The sequence below is a fragment of the Delftia acidovorans NBRC 14950 genome (assembly GCF_001598795.1).
In the GTDB taxonomy this organism is placed as follows: domain Bacteria; phylum Pseudomonadota; class Gammaproteobacteria; order Burkholderiales; family Burkholderiaceae_C; genus Comamonas; species Comamonas acidovorans.
This window is the reverse complement of the sequence record NZ_BCZP01000023.1, coordinates 52,160-71,597: the sequence shown is the minus strand read 5'-3', so window position 1 is coordinate 71,597 and position 19,438 is coordinate 52,160. Positions and strand designations below refer to the sequence as shown.

Sequence of the window (19,438 nt, the reverse complement as noted above, 5' to 3'; positions counted from 1 at the left end):
TGCTTATTGCTGCGCAGCGGCTGCGGAGCCGTCGCGCTGGTCCAGGAAGGCCACGACGCGGTCGGCGTTTTGCACCGTGCACACATCCTGGGGCAGGTTCATGCCCACGGCCTTGAGATAGGCTTCGCCACCGGCAGCGTCGATGGCCATCATGTGATGCATGCACATCTTGCCTTCTTCGACACAGCGGTTGAGCACCTTGTCGTACAGGCCTTCGTCCACCGTGGCGAAGCGCTCGACCGGGTTGCGCTCGCTGGGCTTGACCAGGTTCAGGTAGGTATCGCGCGTCAGGGCCTTGCCTTCGGACTTGGCCTTGGCAACCCACTGATCGAACTCTTCGTTGCTCAGCCCATGGAACTTGAACGTCATGCCCGAGAAGCCGGCGCCGCTGTAGTGCGATGCCAGGCCGTGGAACACGCCGGGCTTGTTGATCACGGCGTTCAGCTCGGTCTGCATGCCGGGCATGGCATAGATCATGCCGGCCAGGTCAGGCACGTAGAAGGAGTTCATCGTCGAGGTGGCGGTCAGCTTGAAGTGGATGGGACGATCCACGGGAGCGGCCAGCTCGTTGACGGTGGCGATGCCTTTTTCAGGGATGAAGAACAGCCACTTCCAGTCCATGGCCACGACCTGCACCTCCAGCGGCTTGACATCGGTGCTCAGCGGCTTGGTGGCCGAGACGCGGTCCAGCGGACGGTAGGGGTCCAGCTTGTGGGTGCTGATCCAGGTGATGGCGCCCAGCGCGATGATGATCATCAGCGGCACGGACCAGATCACCAGCTCCAGCGTGGTGGAGTGGTGCCATTCGGGGTCGTAGTGGGCCTCGGTGTTCGACTGGCGGTATTTCCAGGCGAAAAGCAGCGTGAGGATGATCACCGGGATGATGATGATCAGCATCAGCAAGGTGGCCGTGACCACCAGGTTGCCCTGCTGCGCGGCGATGTCGCCGGCGGGGTTGAGCACGACGGCTTTGCTGCAGCCAGTGAGACTGGCTGTCAAAGCGGCCGCGGTGAGCCACGCAGGCCCACGGAGTTCCTTGATTTTTAGCATGCTAGGGGCGCAACAAGAGCGCGTTTACATAGAAACGCGGATTACAAGATCCGGGCAAATGTATTACGAAGTATAAATTTGTCCATTGGACATTTTGTCCAACGTCAAGGAGAACCCGGGAACTTTCTGCTACCTGGGCGGTTGCACGGCAGGTGCCTGGCGGTCCGGAGGCAGCATTTTCGCGTCGCGCGCAGCAGGACAAACACCGAGGCCGGTCGAGGTGGAAACCGCCTTGCGCCAGATCAAGCGAGGGCGTAGAACAGAGCTGTCAGTGAGACGAGACAAGGAGCATCCATCTATGAGCGGCCTCGACACAACTGCAAGCTTCCCCGGCGGAAGCTATGAGAGCAAAGAATCTCTGTCCCGCGCCGACACCCACGAAGATGTCACGCCCAACGAAATCGCCGTCGGCGTGATCATCGGGCGATCCTCGGAGTACTTCGACTTCTTCGTGTTCGGCATCGCCTGCGTGCTGGTCTTCCCGGCACTGCTGTTTCCCTACCTTTCCAAGCTCGACGGCACGCTGATGTCGTTCGCCATCTTCTCGCTGGCCTTCGTGGCCCGGCCGCTGGGCACGGCGCTGTCCATGGCCGTGCAGCGGCGCTGGGGGCGGGCGACCAAGCTGACGCTGGCGCTGTTTCTGCTGGGCGTGTGCACCGTGGGCATGGCCTTCCTGCCCAGCTACCAGCAGGCGGGGGTGAACGCCATCATCGTGCTGGCGCTGCTGCGCATAGGCCAGGGCATTGCGCTGGGCGGCTCGTGGGACGGCCTGCCGTCGCTGCTGGCCATGTCGGCGCCCAAGAACCGGCGGGGCTGGTATTCGATGATGGGCCAGTTGGGCGCGCCGCTGGGCTTCGTGCTCGCGGCAGGGCTGTTTGCCTTCATCTACGCCCATGTGGGAGCCGACGAGTTCCTCAGCTGGGGCTGGCGCTATCCCTTCTGCGTGGCCTTTGCCATCAACGTCGTGGCACTGTTTGCCCGGCTGCGCCTGGTCGTGGGGCAGTCCTACACCGAACTGCTGCAGCAGCGTGAGCTGGAGCCCATGGGCGTGCTGCCGCTGATGCGCGACGAGGGTCGCAACGTGGTGATCGGTGCGTTTGCCGCCCTGGCCAGCTTTGCGCTGTTCCACCTGGTGACCATCTTCCCGCTGTCCTGGATCTCGCTGTACTCGGACCAGTCGGTGACCCATGTGCTCGGGGTGCAGATCGTGGGCGCCTTCTGTGCGGCTGCCGCCATCATGGTCTCGGGCTGGCTGGCCGACCGCGTGGGGCGACGCAACACGCTGGGCACCATGGCCTGCCTGATCGGCATCTTCAGCTTCCTGGCGCCCTGGCTGCTGGGCAGCGGAACGATGGGGAACAACGTGTTCATCATCGTCGGCTTCATCCTGCTGGGCCTGTCCTATGGCCAGGCGGCCGGCACGGTGACGTCCAACTTCCCCTCACGCTATCGCTACACGGGTGCCGCGTTGTCCTCGGACATGGCCTGGCTGGTGGGCGCGGCATTCGCTCCGCTGGTGGCCCTGGGCGTGTCCTCGCGCTTCGGACTGGTGGCGCTGGGGATCTATCTGCTGTCGGGTGCGCTGTGCACGCTGGCGGCGCTGGGCATCAACCGCGCCATCGAGACGCGTGACTGAACGGGCCCTCGCAAGCCAAAGGCCGGCTCTGCCGGCCTTTTTCGTTGTGACTTCGCCTCAGGGGTTTTCACCGTAGCGCTGCTTGAAGTCGAATTCGAGCCTGTCGCAGTCCTGCACCGATTCAAACTGCTGCGTCTTGCGCTCGGCCTCTGGCCGCGCGGTTTCCTTGCGGCAGATCTTGATGGTTTCGCGCTCCACCCAGCGCGCCTCGCCTTCGGGCGTGGACAGCAACTGGCCAGCCAGCATGAGCACAGCGAAGAAGGCCACGGGCAGGCCGATGAGCCAGGGCACGATGCGGCTTTTTGGCGGCTTGGGCGATTTCGGCGGTGTTGGCGGTTTGGCCGAATCGGATCCGTTGGCGCTGGCAGCGGGGGCCGGTTCGCTGGAATGAGGCTCGGGTGTCTGTGGTTGCGCCATGGTGTGCTTGCTGTGGTTCCGGCTGGCGATTATCCAGGGCGCCCATCGCGCGCAGTCTGAGCGGGATCAGGGAACGGCGAGATCGCCTGTGCTAGCCATCTCCCTCATCTCCTGCACCAGCCATTTCTCCAGCGCAAGAATATCGGCCCTGCGGCCCGGATGGGGCGTCACCCACAGCTGCAGGCGCCGTGGACCGGCCAGCTGCGCGCCGCTGTTGCGCGCGCATGGCAGCGATCCGGCCAGCGACGGGCTGGAGATCGTGCTCAAGGGCGGGCAGATGGGAGGAGAGGCCTTCTTTGGCCACGTGCGTGATGGAGGCCAGGCAGGGCTCGCTGCCGCAACCATGGGGCAAACCTATAATGCGCGTTGGTCCCGACGGGACACCCTCCCGCCAGGGACAGCGCCCCGCGTGCGCGCTCCGAACTCCTAGACACCATGAGCACACCCACTTTCACCGTTGCCGACATTCGCAAGAGCTTTCTGGACTTTTTCGCATCCAAGGGCCACACCATCGTGGAGTCGAGCCCCCTGGTGCCCGGCAACGATCCGACGCTGATGTTCACCAACTCGGGCATGGTCCAGTTCAAGGACGTGTTCCTGGGCACCGACAAGCGCCCCTACAAGCGCGCCACCTCGGTGCAGACCTGCCTGCGCGCAGGCGGCAAGCACAACGATCTGGAAAACGTGGGCTACACGGCCCGCCACCACACCTTCTTCGAGATGCTGGGCAACTGGTCCTTCGGCGACTACTTCAAGCGCGAGTCGCTCAAGTGGGCCTGGGAGCTGCTGACCGAGGTCTACAAGCTGCCCAAGGAACGCCTGCTGGCCACGGTCTACGCCGAGGACGACGAGGCCTATGACATCTGGACCAAGGAAATCGGCCTGCCGCCCGAGCGCGTGATCCGCATCGGCGACAACAAGGGCGGCCGCTACAAGAGCGACAACTTCTGGATGATGGCCGACACCGGCCCCTGCGGCCCCTGCTCGGAAATCTTCTACGACCACGGCGCGCACGTGGCCGGCGGCCCTCCGGGCAGCCCTGACGAAGACGGCGACCGCTTCATCGAAATCTGGAACAACGTGTTCATGCAGTTCGACATGGACGAGCAGGGCAACGTCAAGCCACTGCCCGCGCCCTGCGTGGACACCGGCATGGGCCTGGAGCGCTTGGCCGCCATCCTGCAGCATGTGCACAGCAACTACGAGATCGACCTGTTCCAGGCGCTGATCAAGGCCGCTGCGCGCGAGACGCACATCGCTGACATCGAGACCCCCTCGCTCAAGGTGATCGCCGACCACATCCGCGCTACCGCCTTCCTGGTGGCCGATGGCGTGATCCCCTCCAACGAAGGCCGCGGCTACGTGCAGCGCCGCATCGTGCGCCGCGCCATCCGCCACGGCTACAAGCTGGGCCAGAAGACCCCGTTCTTCCACAAGCTGGTCAAGGATCTGGTGGCCGTGATGGGCGATGCCTATCCCAAGATCCGCGAGCAGGAAGCGCGCATCACCGAAGTGCTGCGGGTCGAGGAAGAGCGCTTCTTCGAGACCCTGGCCAACGGCATGGAAATCCTGGACGCGGCGCTGGCCGGTGGCGCCAAGGTGCTGCCCGGCGACGTGGCCTTCAAGCTGCACGACACCTACGGCTTCCCCCTGGACCTGACCAACGACGTCTGCCGCGAGCGCGGCCTGAGCGTGGACGAGGCGGGCTTCCAGACCGCCATGGAAGAGCAGAAGAACAAGGCCCGCGCAGCAGGCAAGTTCAAGATGGACCGCGCCCTGGAATACACGGGCGATGCCAATGCCTTCACGGGCTACCAGAAGCTGGCCGAGGCCGCCAAGGTGGTGGCACTGTATGCCGAAGGCAGCGCCGTGCAGGAACTCAAGGCCGGCCAGAGCGGCGTGGTCGTGCTCGACACCACGCCTTTCTACGCCGAGTCCGGCGGCCAGGTGGGCGACCAGGGTGTGATCAGCACCACGGGCGCACGCTTCGCGGTCGAGGACACGCTCAAGATCAAGGCCGATGTGTTCGGCCACCACGGCGTGCTGGAGTCCGGCAGCCTCAAGGTGGGCGATGCCGTGCAGGCCGAGGTGGACACGCAGCTGCGTGCGGCCACCATGCGCAACCACTCGGTCACGCACATCATGCACAAGGCCCTGCGCGAAGTGCTGGGCGATCACGTGCAGCAAAAGGGCTCGCTGGTCAACGCCGAGCGCACGCGCTTCGACTTTGCCCATAACCAGCCCGTGACCGCTGAAGAGATCCGCGAGATCGAACGCCGCGTGAACGCCGAGATCCTGGCCAACACGCCCACCGATGCGCGCGTGATGGACATCGAATCGGCCAAGGCCACGGGCGCCATGATGCTGTTCGGCGAGAAGTACGGCGACTCCGTGCGCGTGCTGGACATCGGCAGCAGCCGCGAGCTATGCGGCGGCACCCACGTGCAGCGCACCGGCGACATCGGCCTGTTCAAGGTGGTGGGCGAAGGCGGCGTGGCCGCTGGCGTGCGCCGCATCGAGGCGGTGACCGGCGAGAACGCGCTGGCCTACCTGCAATCGCTGGAATCCACGGTGGACCAGGCCGCCGCCGCGCTGAAGGCGCCGACAGCCGAGCTGAACACCCGCATCGGCGGTGCGCTGGAGCAGATCCGCGCGTTGGAGAAGGAAGTGGCTGCGCTCAAGGGCAAGCTCGCTTCCAGCCAGGGCGACGAGCTGGCCGGCCAGGCCGTGGACGTCAAGGGCATCAAGGTGCTGGCCGCCAGGCTCGAAGGCGCCGACGCCAAGACCCTGCGCGACACCATGGACAAGCTCAAGGACAAGCTGGGCGCCGCAGCCATCGTGCTGGCCGCCGTCGATGGCGACAAGGTGCAACTGGCCGCAGGCGTGACCAAGGCCGAGACCTCGCGCATCAAGGCTGGCGATCTGGTGAACTTCGTGGCCAGCCAGGTCGGCGGCAAGGGCGGCGGCAAGCCCGACATGGCCATGGCCGGCGGCACGGACGCTTCGGGCCTGCCCGCGGCGCTGGCCGGTGTGCAGGCCTGGGTGGCAGAGCGCGTCTGACCCAGCTGCGCGGCAGATGATTCCTGCTGCCCCTTCTTCGGGACGCCCCGGTGGACTCCACCGGGGCGTCTTGCCGTGGGCGCTGCGTATGACCTACATGGCCTGGGTGATGGGCGTGCTGGCGCAATCGGCCGCTGCCGCCGCGCAAAGCGTGGTCTTCATCAACCCCGGCCGCTCCGACGAGCGCTACTGGACCACGGTCAGCGAGGCCATGCAGGACGCGGCCAACAGCCTGGGCATGCAGCTGCAGGTCCGCTATGCCCAGCGCGACCACCTGCGCCCCATCGAGATTGCGCGCCAGATTGCCGCCTTGCCCAAGGCGCAGCGGCCCCGCTACGTGATGTTTACCAACGACTACAGCGTGGCGCCTGAAATCCTGCGCACGCTGGAGGCCGCAGGCATCGACAGCTTCATGGCCTTCAGCGGCGTGCCCGAGACATTGCGCGGCCAGACCGGCGTGGCGCGAGAGCGCTATCGGCACTGGCTGGGCAGCCTGGAGCCGGGCGCCGAAGAGGCCGGCTACCTGACCGCCAAGTCACTGTTCGCCGCTGCACGGGCGTCGGGCCAGGCGCGTGCGGCCGATGGCCGGCTGCACATGGTGGCCATTGCCGGGGACCGCTCCACGCCCTCCTCGGTGGAACGCAATGCCGGCATGCGCCGCGCGGCGGCCGAGGCCAGCGACGTGGTGCTGCAGCAGGAAGTCTTTGGCGAATGGCGCCGCGAACGCGCCGAGCAGCAGGCGGCCGTGCTGTTCCAGCGCTATCCCGAGGTTCGCCTGGTCTGGGCGGGCAACGACGAGATGGCCTTTGGCTCCATGCAGGCCTGGCGCGCGCGGGGCGGCTCGCCGGGGCGTGACGCCTTCTTCAGCGCCATCAATTCATCGGCGGCCGCCATGACGGCGCTGCGCACGGGCGAGCTGTCGGCACTGGCGGGCGGCCATTTCCTGACCGGCGCCTGGGCCCTGGTCATGCTCTACGACCATGCGCACGGCGCCGATTTCGCCTCCGAAGGGCTGGAGCAGGTGCGGCCCATGTTCACGCTGCTGGACAAGTCCCAGATCGACCGCTACGAGCACAGGATCAGTGCGCCGCTGGCCCCTCTGGACTTTCGCAGCTACAGCAAGCACCTCAATCCCCAGCTGCGGCGCTACGGATTCGAGCTCAAGCACCTGCTGCGCTGAGCGCCTTCCATGCCCCGCTTCCGTTCGATCGCCTCCCTGCTGATCCTGCGCATCATGCTGCTGGCCGTGGCCTGCATGCTGGTGTTTGGCGGCGCCCACGCCTGGTGGGAGTACCGCAAGGGGCAGCAGGAGTTTCGCCGCTCCATGGAGACGCTGGTGGCCAACAGCATGATCTCGCTGTCCGCCGCGCTGTGGGACATCGAGCCGGCCCTGGTGCGCGAGCAGGTGCAGTGGCTGGGCAAGCTGCCCCTGGTGGGCCATGTGCAGTTGCGCGTCACCTCCACGGGCGAGATGTACGAGGCGGGCGAGCCCAGGGATGGCCGCGCGCCTGCCGTGTCCATGCTCATTCCGGCACCGCGTCACAGCCAGTCCAGCCTGCCGCTGGGCGAACTGCAGGTCTGGGAGAACCGGGGCCACTACCTGGAGGTGCTGCGCGACTCCACGCTGCGCGTGCTGCTGGGCTATGCGCTGTTCACGGCCCTGGTCTGCCTGATGGTGGCCTGGGTGATGCGCAGGGAGCTGCGCCAGCCGCTGCAGCAGATTGCGGGCTTTGCGGCCAACCTCAAACCCAATGAGTTGTCGAGGCCCTTGGTGCTGGAGCGGGCGCGGCGCGGGCAGCGCGACGAGATCGACATGGTGGTGCAGGGCTTTGGCCAGTTGCAGCATGATCTGCGCGGCCACATCGAGCATCTGGACCTGCTGGTGGCCCAGCGCACGGCCCAGCTGGAGGAGCTGGTGGAGGAGGTCAAGCGCATGTCGCTGACCGATGCGCTGACCGGATGCCTCAACCGCCGTGCCATGGACGAGCGCCTGGCCTCCGAGGTCGCCCAGGGCCAGCGCCTGGGTGCGGCCCTGAGCGTGATGTTCGTGGACGTGGACCGCTTCAAGCAGGTCAATGACAGGCACGGCCATGCCGCAGGCGATGCCGTGCTGCGCGAGGTGGCACTGCGTTGCCGGCACGCACTGGAGCGGGAGCCTTCGGCGCAATGGATGGCGCGCTATGGCGGTGAGGAGTTCCTGATCGTGATGCCCGGTGTGGCTGCGGCCCAGGCCTGGGCGCTGGCCGGGCAGCTGCGCGAGGCCATACGCTCCACGCCCATACAGGTCCATGGCCTGGAGCTGTCGGCGACGGCCAGCTTTGGCGTGGCGCAACTGCAGGGTGCCGAGAGTGCGCAGGAACTGCTGCAGCGCGCCGATGCCATGCTCTACGAGGCCAAGCACGCCGGGCGCGACTGCGTGCGCGTGGCCGGCCTCGCCTGACGGCACGGCGCCAGGGCCGGCTCAGAACAGTTCGATGTCGTTGCTGTTCACCTGGGGTGCCAGCAGCCCCTGGTTGATCAGATCACCGTAGTACCAGGTCTGGTTGCGGCCATGCTCCTTGGCGTGGTAGAGGGCCTGGTCGGCATGGCCCAGCACCTCCACGGGTGCGCCCGTGCCCATGGCGGCAAAGCCCGTGCTCACGGTGATGCGGCCGACCTGGGGGAATTCGTAGCTCTCCACGTCGTGGCGCAGGCGCTCCAGCGCCTTGCGGGCATTGACCAGGCTGACCGAGCGCAGCAGCACCACGAATTCCTCGCCGCCGAAGCGGAACACACGGTCCTTGGCGTCGAAGCAGCTGCGCAGGATGTTGGCCACCAGGATCAGCACCTCGTCGCCATACAGGTGGCCAAAGCGGTCGTTGATGCGCTTGAAATGGTCGATGTCGATGGCGGCCAGCCACTGGCCGGGAACGTCTTCCGTGGCCACGCCCGGCATGGCCATCGGCGGCTCCTGCAGCGACAGGCGCAGGAACTGCTCGTCGAAGGTCTTGCGGTTGAGCAGGCCGGTCAGCGCATCGCGTTCGCTGTAGTCCAGCAGGCTCTGGTAGTTGTGATAGACGCCGAAGATGCCCTGGATCACATCGAGCCGGCTGGGCGAGAAGGCCGTGGACTGCGTGATCTCCAGGCAGTGGTAGGCCGTCTCCTGGCGCCACAGCGGCAGCCACAGCACGTGCTGGCCATCGGGCTGCACGGCCGAGGCGATGAGGGCGCGCTGCTGCAGCGCCTGCTGCAGTGCGGGCATGGAGGCCAGCTCCACGCTTTGCGGGTCATACAAGGCCTCGGCATCGGTGGACATGACCTGATCGCCCTGGCTCCAGGTGCGCGCACGCACGCAATGCCTGCCGTCGGGCATGGCGAACAGCTCCAGCGCCCGCACCTGCACCACGCCATTGAGCTTGAACAGGGTGGACAGCACCGAGATTTCCAATCGCAGATGGTCCCTGTGGGCCGTCATCTCGACCAGATTCTGTAGCAATGGCTGCATGCGAGGCCTTGTATTGGAAGAGGGCGCGACCGGCTCAGCGGCGCTCAAACACCAGATCCCACACACCGTGGCCCAGGCGGATGCCACGGTTTTCGAACTTGGTCAGCGGCCGGTAGTCGGGCTTGGCGGCATAGCCTTCGGCCGTGTTGGCCAGCAGGGGCTCCGCGCCCAGCACTTCCAGCATCTGCACCGCATAGGGCTCCCAGTCGGTGGCGCAGTGGATGTAGCCACCGGGACGCAGCCGGCGCGCCAGCTTGGCCACCAGAGGCTCCTGGATCAGGCGGCGCTTGTTGTGCTTTTTCTTGTGCCAGGGATCGGGGAAGAAGATGTGGATGCCGTCCAGGCTGGCCTCGGGCAGCATGTTGTCGATGACTTCGACGGCGTCGTGCTGCAGGATGCGGATGTTGGAGATGTCCTGCTCGCCAATGCGCTTGAGCAGGGCGCCCACGCCGGGCTCGTGCACCTCGCAGCACAGGAAGTTGTCATCGGGGCGCACGCGCGCGATGTGGGCCGTGGCCTCGCCCATGCCGAAGCCGATCTCCAGGATCAGGGGGGCCTGGCGGCCATAGGTGGCCAAGGCGTCCAGCGGCGCGGCCTGGTAGTTCAGCACGAAGCGCGGACCCAGCTCCTCGAAGGCCTTGGCCTGGCCTGTCGTGGTGCGGCCGGCGCGGCGCACATAGCTCTTGATGGTCTTGGGATGGGCCACGCCCTCGGGCGGCTGGCCGGTACGGGCGGCCGCAGGTGTGGAGGGCGAAGAGGAATCGTGCGGCGCACCGGGGGCAGCGGACATGGTGTTCGGGGTATCGCCGTCCATGGACTGCTCGGCTTGGGGGGAAGAAATTGGGTTCACGGGCTCAATTGTATGTATGGCGCCAGCCCCTGACCCAGAACTGCAGCGCTTCGCCCAATGTGGCCTGGGGTGATGGCTGGGGCAGTCCCAGGTGGGCGGCTGCGGTGCGCAGCGCGGCCACGGGGGCGCTCAGGTCCAGTGCGGGTGCGCCGTGCTGCTTGGAAAGCTTTTCGCCGTCGGGCATGAGCACCAGCGGCGTGTGCAGATACTGCGGGTGATCTATGCCCAGGGCGCGCTGCAGCAGTATCTGGCGGGGCGTATTGTCGGCGAGGTCGGCGCCGCGCACCACATGGGTGATGCCCTGCAGGCCGTCATCGACGACCACGGCCAACTGGTAGGCCCACAGGCCGTCGGCCCGGCGCAGGACAAAGTCGCCCACGCCGTGGATCACATCCTGCTGCTGGGCGCCCAAGCGGCGGTCCTGCCAGTGCAGCACGGGGTCGTGGCGGGTGAAGCGGTCCAGCGCAAAGCGCCAGGCCCGGGCGCTCTTGCCGTGCAGGCCGTCGCGGCAGGTGCCGGGGTAGGGCCGCTCCACATGGCGCTCATGGGCCCAGCCCAGGTTTTCCCAGGCTGCCTCGATGTCCTTGCGCGTGCAGCCGCAGGGATAGGCCAGGCCGCCGGCCTTGAGCCGCTCCAGTGCGCTTTCGTAGAAGGTGTGGCGGCGGGACTGCCAGACAGGCTCTTCATCCGGCAGCAGGCCGCAGGTGGCAAGCTGGTTCAGGATGGCGGTGTCGGCACCGGGCTGGCAGCGCGGAGGGTCTATGTCCTCGATGCGCACCAGCCAGCGGCCGCCATGGGCGCGTGCGTCCAGCCAGCTGGCCAGCGCCGCCACCAGGGAGCCTGCATGCAGCAGGCCCGTGGGTGAGGGCGCAAAGCGGCCGACATACGGGGATGGGGCGGGTGCGGAGCCGGTTTCGGCGGATTCAGGGGCGGCGGGAATCATCGGGGCCGGATGTTAAGGCCTTGCGCCGCCCCCTGCCAGGACCTGGTGGCCTGGTTCAGTCTGCAACCAACGCCAGGGCCATTTCCAGTCCCGAGACAAAGGCATCCTCCACGCGGCGGCCAATGCACCAGTCGCCGCACAGGCCCAGGCCCGCATCCTTGTTGCGCAAATGGCTGCGGCCCAGCGGCGACAGGGTCTGCGCATGGGGCCAGAGGTAGACGCTGGCATGGCGGGGAGGGATGCGGATGCGCGTGATCTCGCCAAAGGCCTTCTGCATCTTGGCCAGCACGCGCGGGGCGTCGTCGGCGCGGTGCTCCTGCGACCATTGGGGGCTGGCCAGCACGGTCCAGCGTTCGCTTTGGGAGCGGCCCGGCTTGGAGGATTCACGTGCCACCCAGACCGCGCGCTCATGCGTGGTGCGGGCCGCATTCCACTGCGGCCCCAGGGTGGACAGGCCGGCCTCGGTGGCCATGGGGTAGGACAGCGTCAGCGCCCAGCAGGGCGCCATTTCCACGGCCGCCATGCCCTGCACCAGCGACAGGGCCAGGGGCGTGGTCTGCAGCAGCTGGCGCGCCTGGGGCGCGGGCAGGGCGAGTATCACTTCATCGAAGCCTGCGCGGATCTGCGTGGTCGGCTCGGTCGTCTCCACATGCAGGCTCCAGCCGCGCGATCCGGGCTGGCGTTCGAGCTTGGTCACGCGCTGGCCCAGGTGCAGGCGGTCGGCATCCCACAGCGGCGCGGCCCAGGCCAGCGGCAGGGCCTGCATGTCGGGCGTGGCCACCCAATGGGCTTCGGTGGGTGCGGGTGCAGCGCTGGACTGGCGGCCCTGCGCATCCAGCACGCGCAGCGTGCTCACGCTCCAGGGGCGGCACAGGCCGGGCACGGTCTGCAGGGCCAGCTCGAAGCGCTTATCGCGCACGGTGAAATACTGCGCGCCGATGTCGAAGGCGCCATGCGCGGCGTTGACAGAGCGCATGCGCCCGCCCACCTGGGGCAGCCGTTCGTAGACATGGACATCGTGGCCGGCCTGCATCAGCGTGCGGGCGCAGGCCAGGCCCGCCATGCCGGCACCGATCACGGCGATGCGGCGCGCGCCGGCCTTGGGGCGCGCCTTGGAGGCTTCGGGGGGCTTGGTGGCCTTTTTCTTGACCGTGGACTTGGAGGCGGCGCGGGAAGCGTTCATGGAGCAGACCTTTGCGGGCAGTGGCAGATTCCGGGAAGCATGTCCTTTCCGGCCTGTTGCACCGCAGCGGCGTGGCAGGCCGGGACCTGTAACCACTCTACACCCGCGAAGACCGCCCGGCGGCGTGCGCCAGCTCAATGTCGGTGATGATTTTCCATGAGAGCGCGGCGCGTGGCGGGGCTCTCCAACTGCTGCAGCCACCACTGCAGCGCGCGCGGCGGGACCTGCTGCGGCGGGCAGGACCATGCGTAGTGCATGCGAACATTGCGCGAGGGCCGGGCGACCTGGCGCGTCACCAGCAGGCCGGCCTGCACATACACATCGGCCATGAAATGGGGCAGGAAGCCGCAGCCTATGCCGCGCACCTGGGCCTCGATCTTGGCCTGCATGGAGTCCACGGTGAAGATGTCCTGGCCGCTGAGCAGGCCCATGCTGGCGCTGTCGCGCAGGCCTGAATCGGCCACGGCGATGATGCGGTGCTGCAGCAAGGTGGCGTCGGTGATGGGCTCGGGCGCCGTGGCCAGCGGATGGTGGGGCGCCACGGCAAAGACGAAGTCCAGCTCGCCCAGCTCGCAGGCCTGCAGGCCCGCTACGTTGCTGGAGTTGACCGCCACCCCGATGGCCAGGTCGGCCCGGCCCGAGGTCAGCGTCTCCAGCGTGCCGGTGAGGATGCCGTCGCGCAGCTTCAGCCGCGTGGGTGGCTGCATGGCGTAGAAGGCCTCGACCAGCTCCAGCATCGGCGTGCGCGCCACGGCACCATCGACCACGATGGTCAGGTGCGGCTCCCAGCCCGTGGCCACGCGGCGCACGCGATGCGCCACGGTGTCGATCTCATGCAGCAGGCGCACCCCCTCGCGCAGCAGCTCCCGGCCGGCCTCGGTGGGCTGGGCGTGGCGCGAGCGGCGGTCGAACAGCAGCACGTCCAGCGCATCTTCGATCTGGCGCACACGGTAGGTCAGGGCACTGGGCACCAGGCCCAACTGGCGTGCAGCGGCGGCAAAGCTGCCGGCCTCGGCAATGGCCTGGAGCATGGCCAGGCTGTCGGGGGTGAGCACGTCACGGGGGCTGGGCATGGGGCGTTATGGCTTCAAAAGCTTTGAATGATGCCATCAATCCTGCTGCGCCTTGCCTGCGGCAGCGGCTTCTACAGTGGAGCCATCGACGCAAGAGTTTCGAAGATCTGACACGTTGGAAAGGGACAAAAACATGATCGCCCTGCGCAAATCCCGGGAACGCGGCCATGCCGACCATGGCTGGCTGCGCTCGCACCACAGCTTCTCGTTTGCGGGCTACCACGATCCGCGCCACATGGGCTTTGGCAACCTGCGCGTGATCAACGAGGACCACATCGCCCCGGGCACGGGCTTCGGCTCCCATGGCCACAAGGACATGGAGATCATCAGCTACGTGCTCGAAGGCCGGCTCTCGCACAAGGACAGCATGGGCAACGAGCAGACCATCTCGCCCGGCGAGGTGCAGCGCATGAGCGCCGGCTCGGGCGTGGTCCACAGCGAGCACAACCATGCGCCGGGCCAGACCACGCATTTCCTGCAGATCTGGCTGCTGCCCAGCGAGACGGGCATAGCGCCCGGCTATGCGCAAAAAGCCTTTGCCGACGAGGAAAAGCGCGGCCGGCTGCGCCTGGTGGCCTCGCCCGATGGCGCCGAGGGCTCGGTCAGCGTCCATGCCGATGCCCGGCTGTATGCCGGGCTGTTCGACGGCGATGAGCAGGCCGAGCTGGAACTGCCCGCCGGCCGCAAGACCTATGTGCACCTGGTGCGCGGCGCGCTGAGTGTCAATGGGCAACGGCTGACAACGGGCGATGCGGCCCTTGTGGAGAATGAACCGCGACTGCGCCTGCACGACGGGGAACAGTCCGAGGTCCTGGTGTTCGATCTGCAAGCCTGAGAGCGTGCACAGCACGCTCTGAAGATTCACGAGGAGTACCCATCATGTTGAACCGTCTGAGCAACCCGCTGGCGCTGGCCGGCCGCATCCTGATCGCGCTGATGTTCGTGCCTGCGGGCTTTCAGAAAATCGGAGGCTTCGCCGGGACCGTGGGCTATGCCGCATCGGTAGGCATGCCCATGCCGCAGATCGGCGTGGCCATTGCCCTGGTGGTGGAGATCGTCGGCGGCCTGGCCTTGCTGCTGGGCTGGTGCACGCGCTGGGCGGCCCTGGTGCTGGCGTTCTTCACGCTGGTGGCCAGCTTCTTCTTCCATGCCTACTGGAGCGTGCCGGCCGACGCGGCCATGATGCAGCAGCTGCTGTTCTGGAAGAACATCGCCGTGACTGGCGGCCTGCTGGGCTTTGCCGCCCACGGTGCCGGTGGCTGGAGCGTGGATGCGCGCCGCCATTGAGTGGGTGGGGCAGCGTTGGCCATGCCCTGATTTTTGTTAGGCTACTGCCTTGAGTGGGCCCCGCAGCAGCGCTGCGGGGCCCTTTGGCGTGGATGGATTGATGAATGCGGCGCTGGCTGGCCTGTGGCTGCGCAGGGCGTCTGAGGATTGGATTTCTTGTATGGCAGATATCGTGGTGGTCTACCACTCGGGTTACGGACACACCCAGCGCATGGCCCAGGCCGTGGCCGACGGCGCAGGCGCGCGCATGCTGTCGATCGACAGCGACGGCCAGCTGCCTGCGGGTGGCTGGGAGTTGCTGGCGGCGGCAGACGCCATCGTCTTTGGATCGCCCACCTACATGGGCGGGCCGAGCTGGCAGTTCAAGCGCTTTGCCGATGCCTCTTCCAAGCCGTGGTTCGTGCAGGCCTGGAAGGACAAGCTGTTCGCCGGCTTCACCAACAGTGCCAGTGTCAACGGCAACAAGCAGACCACGCTGGACTACCTGTTCCAGCTGGCCATGCAGCATGGTGGCCTGTGGGTGGGCAGCGGCATGTTGCCGTCCAACGCGCGCGCCGCGCAGCGCAATGACCTCAACTGGATAGGCGCCTTCAGCGGTGCCATGGCGCAATCGGCCTCGGATGCCTCGGCCGCCGAGATGCTGCCGGGCGACCTGGAGACGGCGCGCGTGTTCGGCGAGCGCGTGGCGCAGCAGGCGCTGCGGCTGATGCGCCAGGCCGGCGCGGCTTGATCGGCTGTCCCCACTGAACCTCACGCCCCCAGCCGGTCCAGCAGGCTGTACCAGGCCACTCCCGCCGCTATGTACAACCGTTGCAACCCATGCAGCGGTATTGGCTGAACCGGCGTTACCGGAAAAGGGCAGGCCAGCGCATTTCCGCCGACCATCAGCGCTGCCGCCTCCCGCCCCAGCAGGGTGGCCATGGCAATGCCGCGGCCGTTGTAGCCCAGGGCCATGGTGATGCCGGGGGCAGGCTGGTGCAGATGGGGCATGAAGTCGCGTGTGACGGCGATGCGCCCGGCCCAGCGGTACTCGTATTGGAGGGGGCCCAGGCCGGGAAACATCAGCGCCACGGCGCGTTCCAGGTGGGCATAGTCGCCTGCGCCCTGCGGGTCCGCAAAATGTCCGCGCCCGCCCATGAGCAGACGGCCTTGTGCGTCCTTGCGAAAGTACAGCAGCAGGCGCTGCGAGGTCGAGCCTGTCTCGCCCCCGGGCAGGATGTGCGCGCCCGCCTTGCCCAGGGGCTGCGTGGCCACGATGAAGCTGTTGGCTGCCAGCACCGTGCGCGCCAGACCAGGCCACAGGCCATCGGTATAGCCGTTGGTGCCCAGCAGCACCTGCCTGGCCTGTATGCGGTGACCCTGGGCCGTGGTGGCGACCCAGTGGTCCGTGCCCTGGCGCTCCAGTGCCAGCACGGGCGATTCGCTGTGAACCTGCACGCCCAGGGCCTGTGCGGCGCGCACCAGTCCACGCACGTAGGCCAGGGGCTGTATGGCGCCGGCGCGTCCATCCAGCCAGCCGCCGGCAAAGGCGGGCGTGCCTGTGCGTGCTGCCGTGGCAGCGCGGTCCAGCAGTTCCACGCGCACGCCGCGCCGTTCCCACTGCCGGGCGCGTGCGTGCATGCCGTCCACCGCCTGCTGGGTGTATCCGACCTGCAGCCAGCCGGCACGCACGGGCGCGCAGTCGATGCCGTGCCGTTCGATCAACCCGTACACAAGGTCGGCCGAGCGGGAGACGGCGTCGATCAGCCGCTCGCCACGAGCGGCGCCGTGGATGCGCTGCAGTTCGTCGGGGTCGTACTTGAGGGTGGGGTTCACCTGGCCGCCGTTGCGGCCCGACGCACCCCAGCCGGGAGCATGGGCGTCAAGCACGTACACGCTGGCGCCGCTTTCGGCTAAATGCAGTGCTGCCGACAGGCCGGTATATCCCGCGCCGATCACCAGCACGTCGGTGGTGGTCAGCGGTGCCGCCAGCGGTGGCGTGGGCGGTGCGGCGGGCGCAGTGGCTGCCCACAGCGATGGCGCTGACGGGTGCGACAGCACGGGGCGTACCGACGAAGACGATGCGAAGGAGGCGGTAGCTGCCATCGTCATGCCGCACCTCCTGATGGCGCACAGTGCTGCTGCAGCACGCGCCGCAGGAAGTCCTGCGTGCGTGCATGGCGCGGTGCGCCCAGCACCTGGGCCGAAGGGCCTTCCTCCACGATGGTGCCGCCATGCAGAAAGCACACGCGGTCGGCCACCTCGCGAGCAAAGGCCATCTCGTGCGTGACCACGATCATCGTCATGCCTTCTTCGGCCAGCTGGCGCATCACGCCCAGCACGTCGCCCACCAGTTCGGGGTCCAGGGCCGAAGTGGGTTCGTCGAACAGCATGGCCTCGGGCTTCATGGCCAGGGCGCGGGCAATGGCCACCCGCTGCTGCTGTCCGCCCGACAGCTGTGCGGGCCAGGCCTGTGCCTTGTCTGCCAGGCCTACCTTGCGCAGCAGCTCCAATGCCTCGGCATGGGCCTGGCCGGGAGCCTGGCCCTTCACATGGATGGGGCCTTCCATCACGTTCTGCACCACGGTGCGGTGCGGGAAGAGGTTGAAGCGCTGGAACACCATGCCCATGCGGCTGCGCAGCGCGTGGATGGAGGGCGCGCGGGTGTCCACGCACTCCCCGAATGCGCGCACCTCGCCGCCCTGGTACGACTCCAGGCCGTTGATGCAGCGCAGCACAGTGGACTTGCCTGATCCCGAAGGGCCGATCAGGCACACCACTTCTCCACGTGCCACGTGCAGGTTGACGCCCCGCAGCACGCGATGCTCGCCGTAGGCCTTTTCCAGGTGGTCAATCTCGATCATGGTGACTTCCTCCCCGCTCCAAAGCGCTTCTCCAGACGCCTGAGCCCCCATACCAGCGGCAGGCTCATGGCCAGGTAGAGCAGGGCGACGAGGGTGTAGACCGTCATGTTCTGGAAGGTGGACGCTGCGATCAACTGGCCCTGGCGCGTCATCTCGGCCACGGTGATGGTGGAGACCAGGGACGAGTCCTTGAGCATCATCACCAGGGTGTTGCCGTAGGGCGGCAGCGCAATGCGGAATGCCTGCGGCAGCACCACGCGGCGCATGAGCAGGGCGGGTCGCATGCCCATGGCCAATGCGGCTTCCCGCTGGCCTGGGTCCACCGCCTCGATGCCGGCGCGGAAGTTCTCTGCCTGATAGGCCGAATAGGCAATGCCCAGGCCGATCACGCCGGCCTGGAATGCGGTGAGCTGGATACCGACCTCGGGCAGCACGAAGTAGATGTAGAACAGCTGCACGATGATGGGCAGGCCCCGTATCACATTGACCACGGTCGAAGCGGCCCACGAGACGGCGCGCACGGGTGAGAGCTTGCACAGCGCCAGCACAAGTCCGATCGCGCTGGACAACAGGAACGACAGCGCGGTGACCTGCACCGTGACCACCGCTCCTTGCAGCAGGATGGGCAGGAACTCTCGCGCGTGCTGCACAAATGCTTGCATGGCGTACTTTCCTCGAAGGTGTCATTGCCGTGCATTGCGCGGCAAGGGGGGAGGCGAGGCGCGAGGCGACCCGGCGGGCGTCCGATGTCCTCAGATGCCCCACTTCTTGACGATCTGGGCCAGGGTGCCGTCTGCCTTGATGGTGGCGATGGCCTTGTTCAGGCGGGCCAGGGTTTCGGTGTCACCCTTGCGCACCACCAGGCACACATCCCCCACGTTGGAGGGCTTGTGGCTTTCGGCCAGCTTCACGCCCTGGAAGCTGTGCTGGCGGATCTGGTAGGCAATGATGGGCTGGTCACCCAGCCCTGCCTTGATGCGGCCAAGCGCCAGATCGCGCGTCATGTCGGCTACCGAGTCGTAACTGCGCACTTCCCTGAAGATGCCCTTTTTCTGCAGCAGGTCGTAGAACACCGTGCCCACCTGGGCACCGACGACCTCGCCCTTGAGATCGTCCAGTGATACATAGGCCTTGGCATCGTCAGCCTTGACGATCAGGCCCTCGCCGTAGGAGTAGACCGCATCGCTGAAATCCACCACCTGCTGGCGTGCGGCGGTCTTGAGCATGGCGGCCGAGATGATGTCGATCTTGCTGGATGTGAGCGAGGGGATCAGCGCCGCAAAGCTGGTCTGCTGCACATGGGCCTGGAAGCCTCCGGCCTTGGCCACGGCCTGCATGGTGTCGATCATCATGCCCTGGATGCTGTTGCTCTTGACATCCAGAAAGGTGAACGGAATGCCTGTGGGCGTGGCGCCCACGTTGTAGCTGGCCGGGGCGCTGCCGCCTTGCGCTGCAGCCAGCGCGACGGCGCCGGCGGCACACATGCCCAGGGCGAGTTGGAGGACGCGGTGGACAAAACCTGGCATTGCCTGACTCCTTGGCGTGAACGGCGGAAGGAAACAGCAGGGACAGGTCACCTTTGGGGGCAGCCCCTCGCCTGCAGCGGAGAATT

The 19,438-nt window shown here is 67.0% G+C and carries 19 protein-coding genes; 7 read left to right on the top strand and 12 right to left on the bottom strand.

The genetic code is table 11. The annotated features are described in order from the left end of the window. Nucleotides 1-3: 3 nt before the first annotated feature. Entirely contained in the window at nt 4-1,050 is a 1,047-nt protein-coding gene (gene cyoA / locus DA1_RS23375) for a ubiquinol oxidase subunit II (protein ID WP_012205882.1), read from the bottom strand. Nucleotides 1,051-1,348: 298 nt separating this feature from the next. On the opposite strand from cyoA, the gene DA1_RS23370 reads away from it, so the two are divergent. Next, the gene (locus tag DA1_RS23370) at nt 1,349-2,686 is read left to right on the top strand and encodes an MFS transporter (protein WP_013802160.1); all 1,338 of its coding nucleotides are present in this window, start codon (nt 1,349-1,351) and stop codon (nt 2,684-2,686) included. Between the two features lie 57 nt (nt 2,687-2,743). Here DA1_RS23370 and DA1_RS23365 read toward each other — a convergent pair whose 3' ends face one another. Both DA1_RS23365 and DA1_RS30635 read right to left on the bottom strand, forming a co-directional pair. Beyond that, nucleotides 2,744-2,977, bottom strand: coding sequence for a hypothetical protein (locus DA1_RS23365; protein ID WP_017403895.1), 234 nt, complete (start codon nt 2,975-2,977; stop codon nt 2,744-2,746). 192 nt (nt 2,978-3,169) lie between these two features. Further along, nucleotides 3,170-3,370 (bottom strand): hypothetical protein, encoded by a 201-nt coding sequence (locus DA1_RS30635; RefSeq protein WP_034394381.1) that lies wholly within the window; start codon nt 3,368-3,370, stop codon nt 3,170-3,172. A 168-nt stretch (nt 3,371-3,538) separates the two neighbouring features. On the opposite strand from DA1_RS30635, the gene alaS reads away from it, so the two are divergent. The 3 genes from alaS (at nt 3,539) to DA1_RS23345 (ending at nt 8,603) form a co-directional block, all read left to right on the top strand. Beyond that, entirely contained in the window at nt 3,539-6,163 is a 2,625-nt protein-coding gene (alaS, locus tag DA1_RS23355; RefSeq protein ID WP_034394377.1) for an alanine--tRNA ligase, read from the top strand. 88 nt (nt 6,164-6,251) lie between these two features. Beyond that, entirely contained in the window at nt 6,252-7,343 is a 1,092-nt protein-coding gene (locus DA1_RS23350; protein WP_034394374.1) for an ABC transporter substrate-binding protein, read from the top strand. Nucleotides 7,344-7,352: 9 nt separating this feature from the next. Then, nucleotides 7,353-8,603: a GGDEF domain-containing protein gene (locus DA1_RS23345; RefSeq protein WP_034394372.1), complete on the top strand. Its 1,251-nt coding sequence runs from the start codon at nt 7,353-7,355 to the stop codon at nt 8,601-8,603. A 21-nt stretch (nt 8,604-8,624) separates the two neighbouring features. On the opposite strand, the gene DA1_RS23340 is transcribed toward DA1_RS23345, so the two are convergent. From DA1_RS23340 to DA1_RS23320, 5 genes are all read right to left on the bottom strand, one after another. After that, entirely contained in the window at nt 8,625-9,647 is a 1,023-nt protein-coding gene (locus DA1_RS23340) for a GGDEF domain-containing protein (protein ID WP_034394369.1), read from the bottom strand. 34 nt (nt 9,648-9,681) lie between these two features. Then, the gene (trmB, locus tag DA1_RS23335; RefSeq protein ID WP_373861123.1) at nt 9,682-10,437 is read right to left on the bottom strand and encodes a tRNA (guanosine(46)-N7)-methyltransferase TrmB; all 756 of its coding nucleotides are present in this window, start codon (nt 10,435-10,437) and stop codon (nt 9,682-9,684) included. Nucleotides 10,438-10,501: 64 nt separating this feature from the next. Next, complete coding sequence (gluQRS, locus tag DA1_RS23330) at nt 10,502-11,440, bottom strand: tRNA glutamyl-Q(34) synthetase GluQRS (RefSeq protein WP_034394363.1); 939 nt, start codon at nt 11,438-11,440, stop codon at nt 10,502-10,504. A 55-nt stretch (nt 11,441-11,495) separates the two neighbouring features. Further along, nucleotides 11,496-12,623 (bottom strand): NAD(P)/FAD-dependent oxidoreductase, encoded by a 1,128-nt coding sequence (locus DA1_RS23325; RefSeq protein ID WP_034394361.1) that lies wholly within the window; start codon nt 12,621-12,623, stop codon nt 11,496-11,498. Nucleotides 12,624-12,757: 134 nt separating this feature from the next. Then, nucleotides 12,758-13,696, bottom strand: coding sequence for a LysR family transcriptional regulator (locus tag DA1_RS23320; RefSeq protein ID WP_034394359.1), 939 nt, complete (start codon nt 13,694-13,696; stop codon nt 12,758-12,760). A 133-nt stretch (nt 13,697-13,829) separates the two neighbouring features. On the opposite strand from DA1_RS23320, the gene DA1_RS23315 reads away from it, so the two are divergent. The 3 genes from DA1_RS23315 (at nt 13,830) to DA1_RS23305 (ending at nt 15,713) form a co-directional block, all read left to right on the top strand. Then, nucleotides 13,830-14,531, top strand: a complete 702-nt coding sequence (locus tag DA1_RS23315) for a pirin family protein (RefSeq protein WP_034394356.1) — start codon at nt 13,830-13,832, stop codon at nt 14,529-14,531. 44 nt (nt 14,532-14,575) lie between these two features. Next, nucleotides 14,576-14,983 (top strand): DoxX family protein, encoded by a 408-nt coding sequence (locus tag DA1_RS23310; protein WP_013802170.1) that lies wholly within the window; start codon nt 14,576-14,578, stop codon nt 14,981-14,983. Between the two features lie 160 nt (nt 14,984-15,143). After that, on the top strand, nt 15,144-15,713 hold the full coding sequence (locus DA1_RS23305) for a flavodoxin family protein (protein WP_034394353.1): 570 nt from the start codon (nt 15,144-15,146) through the stop codon (nt 15,711-15,713). A gap of 20 nt (nt 15,714-15,733) precedes the next feature. On the opposite strand, the gene DA1_RS23300 is transcribed toward DA1_RS23305, so the two are convergent. The 4 genes from DA1_RS23300 to DA1_RS23285 form a co-directional block, all read right to left on the bottom strand. Then, entirely contained in the window at nt 15,734-17,068 is a 1,335-nt protein-coding gene (locus DA1_RS23300; RefSeq protein WP_034394351.1) for an NAD(P)/FAD-dependent oxidoreductase, read from the bottom strand. 2 nt (nt 17,069-17,070) lie between these two features. Beyond that, the gene (locus tag DA1_RS23295; RefSeq protein WP_034394348.1) at nt 17,071-17,826 is read right to left on the bottom strand and encodes an amino acid ABC transporter ATP-binding protein; all 756 of its coding nucleotides are present in this window, start codon (nt 17,824-17,826) and stop codon (nt 17,071-17,073) included. Next, nucleotides 17,823-18,488, bottom strand: coding sequence for an ectoine/hydroxyectoine ABC transporter permease subunit EhuD (gene ehuD, locus DA1_RS23290; protein WP_034394345.1), 666 nt, complete (start codon nt 18,486-18,488; stop codon nt 17,823-17,825). Before ehuD ends, DA1_RS23295 begins: the two co-directional genes overlap by 4 nt. A gap of 90 nt (nt 18,489-18,578) precedes the next feature. Further along, entirely contained in the window at nt 18,579-19,352 is a 774-nt protein-coding gene (locus DA1_RS23285; RefSeq protein ID WP_034394340.1) for an ABC transporter substrate-binding protein, read from the bottom strand. Between the last annotated feature and the right edge of the window lie 86 nt (nt 19,353-19,438).

What these genes read in the sequence shown, in the direction of transcription:
- DA1_RS23340 (WP_034394369.1), bottom strand. Translation starts at nt 9,647, where the DNA reads ATGCAGCCATTGCTACAGAATCTGGTCGAGATGACGGCCCACAGGGAC.
- DA1_RS23370 (WP_013802160.1), top strand. Translation starts at nt 1,349, where the DNA reads ATGAGCGGCCTCGACACAACTGCAAGCTTCCCCGGCGGAAGCTATGAG.
- alaS (WP_034394377.1), top strand. Translation starts at nt 3,539, where the DNA reads ATGAGCACACCCACTTTCACCGTTGCCGACATTCGCAAGAGCTTTCTG.
- DA1_RS23320 (WP_034394359.1), bottom strand. Translation starts at nt 13,696, where the DNA reads ATGCCCAGCCCCCGTGACGTGCTCACCCCCGACAGCCTGGCCATGCTC.
- DA1_RS23315 (WP_034394356.1), top strand. Translation starts at nt 13,830, where the DNA reads ATGATCGCCCTGCGCAAATCCCGGGAACGCGGCCATGCCGACCATGGC.
- DA1_RS23285 (WP_034394340.1), bottom strand. Translation starts at nt 19,352, where the DNA reads ATGCCAGGTTTTGTCCACCGCGTCCTCCAACTCGCCCTGGGCATGTGT.
- gluQRS (WP_034394363.1), bottom strand. Translation starts at nt 11,440, where the DNA reads ATGATTCCCGCCGCCCCTGAATCCGCCGAAACCGGCTCCGCACCCGCC.
- ehuD (WP_034394345.1), bottom strand. Translation starts at nt 18,488, where the DNA reads ATGCAAGCATTTGTGCAGCACGCGCGAGAGTTCCTGCCCATCCTGCTG.
- DA1_RS23300 (WP_034394351.1), bottom strand. Translation starts at nt 17,068, where the DNA reads ATGGCAGCTACCGCCTCCTTCGCATCGTCTTCGTCGGTACGCCCCGTG.
- trmB (WP_373861123.1), bottom strand. Translation starts at nt 10,437, where the DNA reads ATGTCCGCTGCCCCCGGTGCGCCGCACGATTCCTCTTCGCCCTCCACA.
- DA1_RS23325 (WP_034394361.1), bottom strand. Translation starts at nt 12,623, where the DNA reads ATGAACGCTTCCCGCGCCGCCTCCAAGTCCACGGTCAAGAAAAAGGCC.
- DA1_RS23345 (WP_034394372.1), top strand. Translation starts at nt 7,353, where the DNA reads ATGCCCCGCTTCCGTTCGATCGCCTCCCTGCTGATCCTGCGCATCATG.
- DA1_RS23305 (WP_034394353.1), top strand. Translation starts at nt 15,144, where the DNA reads ATGGCAGATATCGTGGTGGTCTACCACTCGGGTTACGGACACACCCAG.
- cyoA (WP_012205882.1), bottom strand. Translation starts at nt 1,050, where the DNA reads ATGCTAAAAATCAAGGAACTCCGTGGGCCTGCGTGGCTCACCGCGGCC.
- DA1_RS23350 (WP_034394374.1), top strand. Translation starts at nt 6,252, where the DNA reads ATGACCTACATGGCCTGGGTGATGGGCGTGCTGGCGCAATCGGCCGCT.
- DA1_RS23310 (WP_013802170.1), top strand. Translation starts at nt 14,576, where the DNA reads ATGTTGAACCGTCTGAGCAACCCGCTGGCGCTGGCCGGCCGCATCCTG.
- DA1_RS23295 (WP_034394348.1), bottom strand. Translation starts at nt 17,826, where the DNA reads ATGATCGAGATTGACCACCTGGAAAAGGCCTACGGCGAGCATCGCGTG.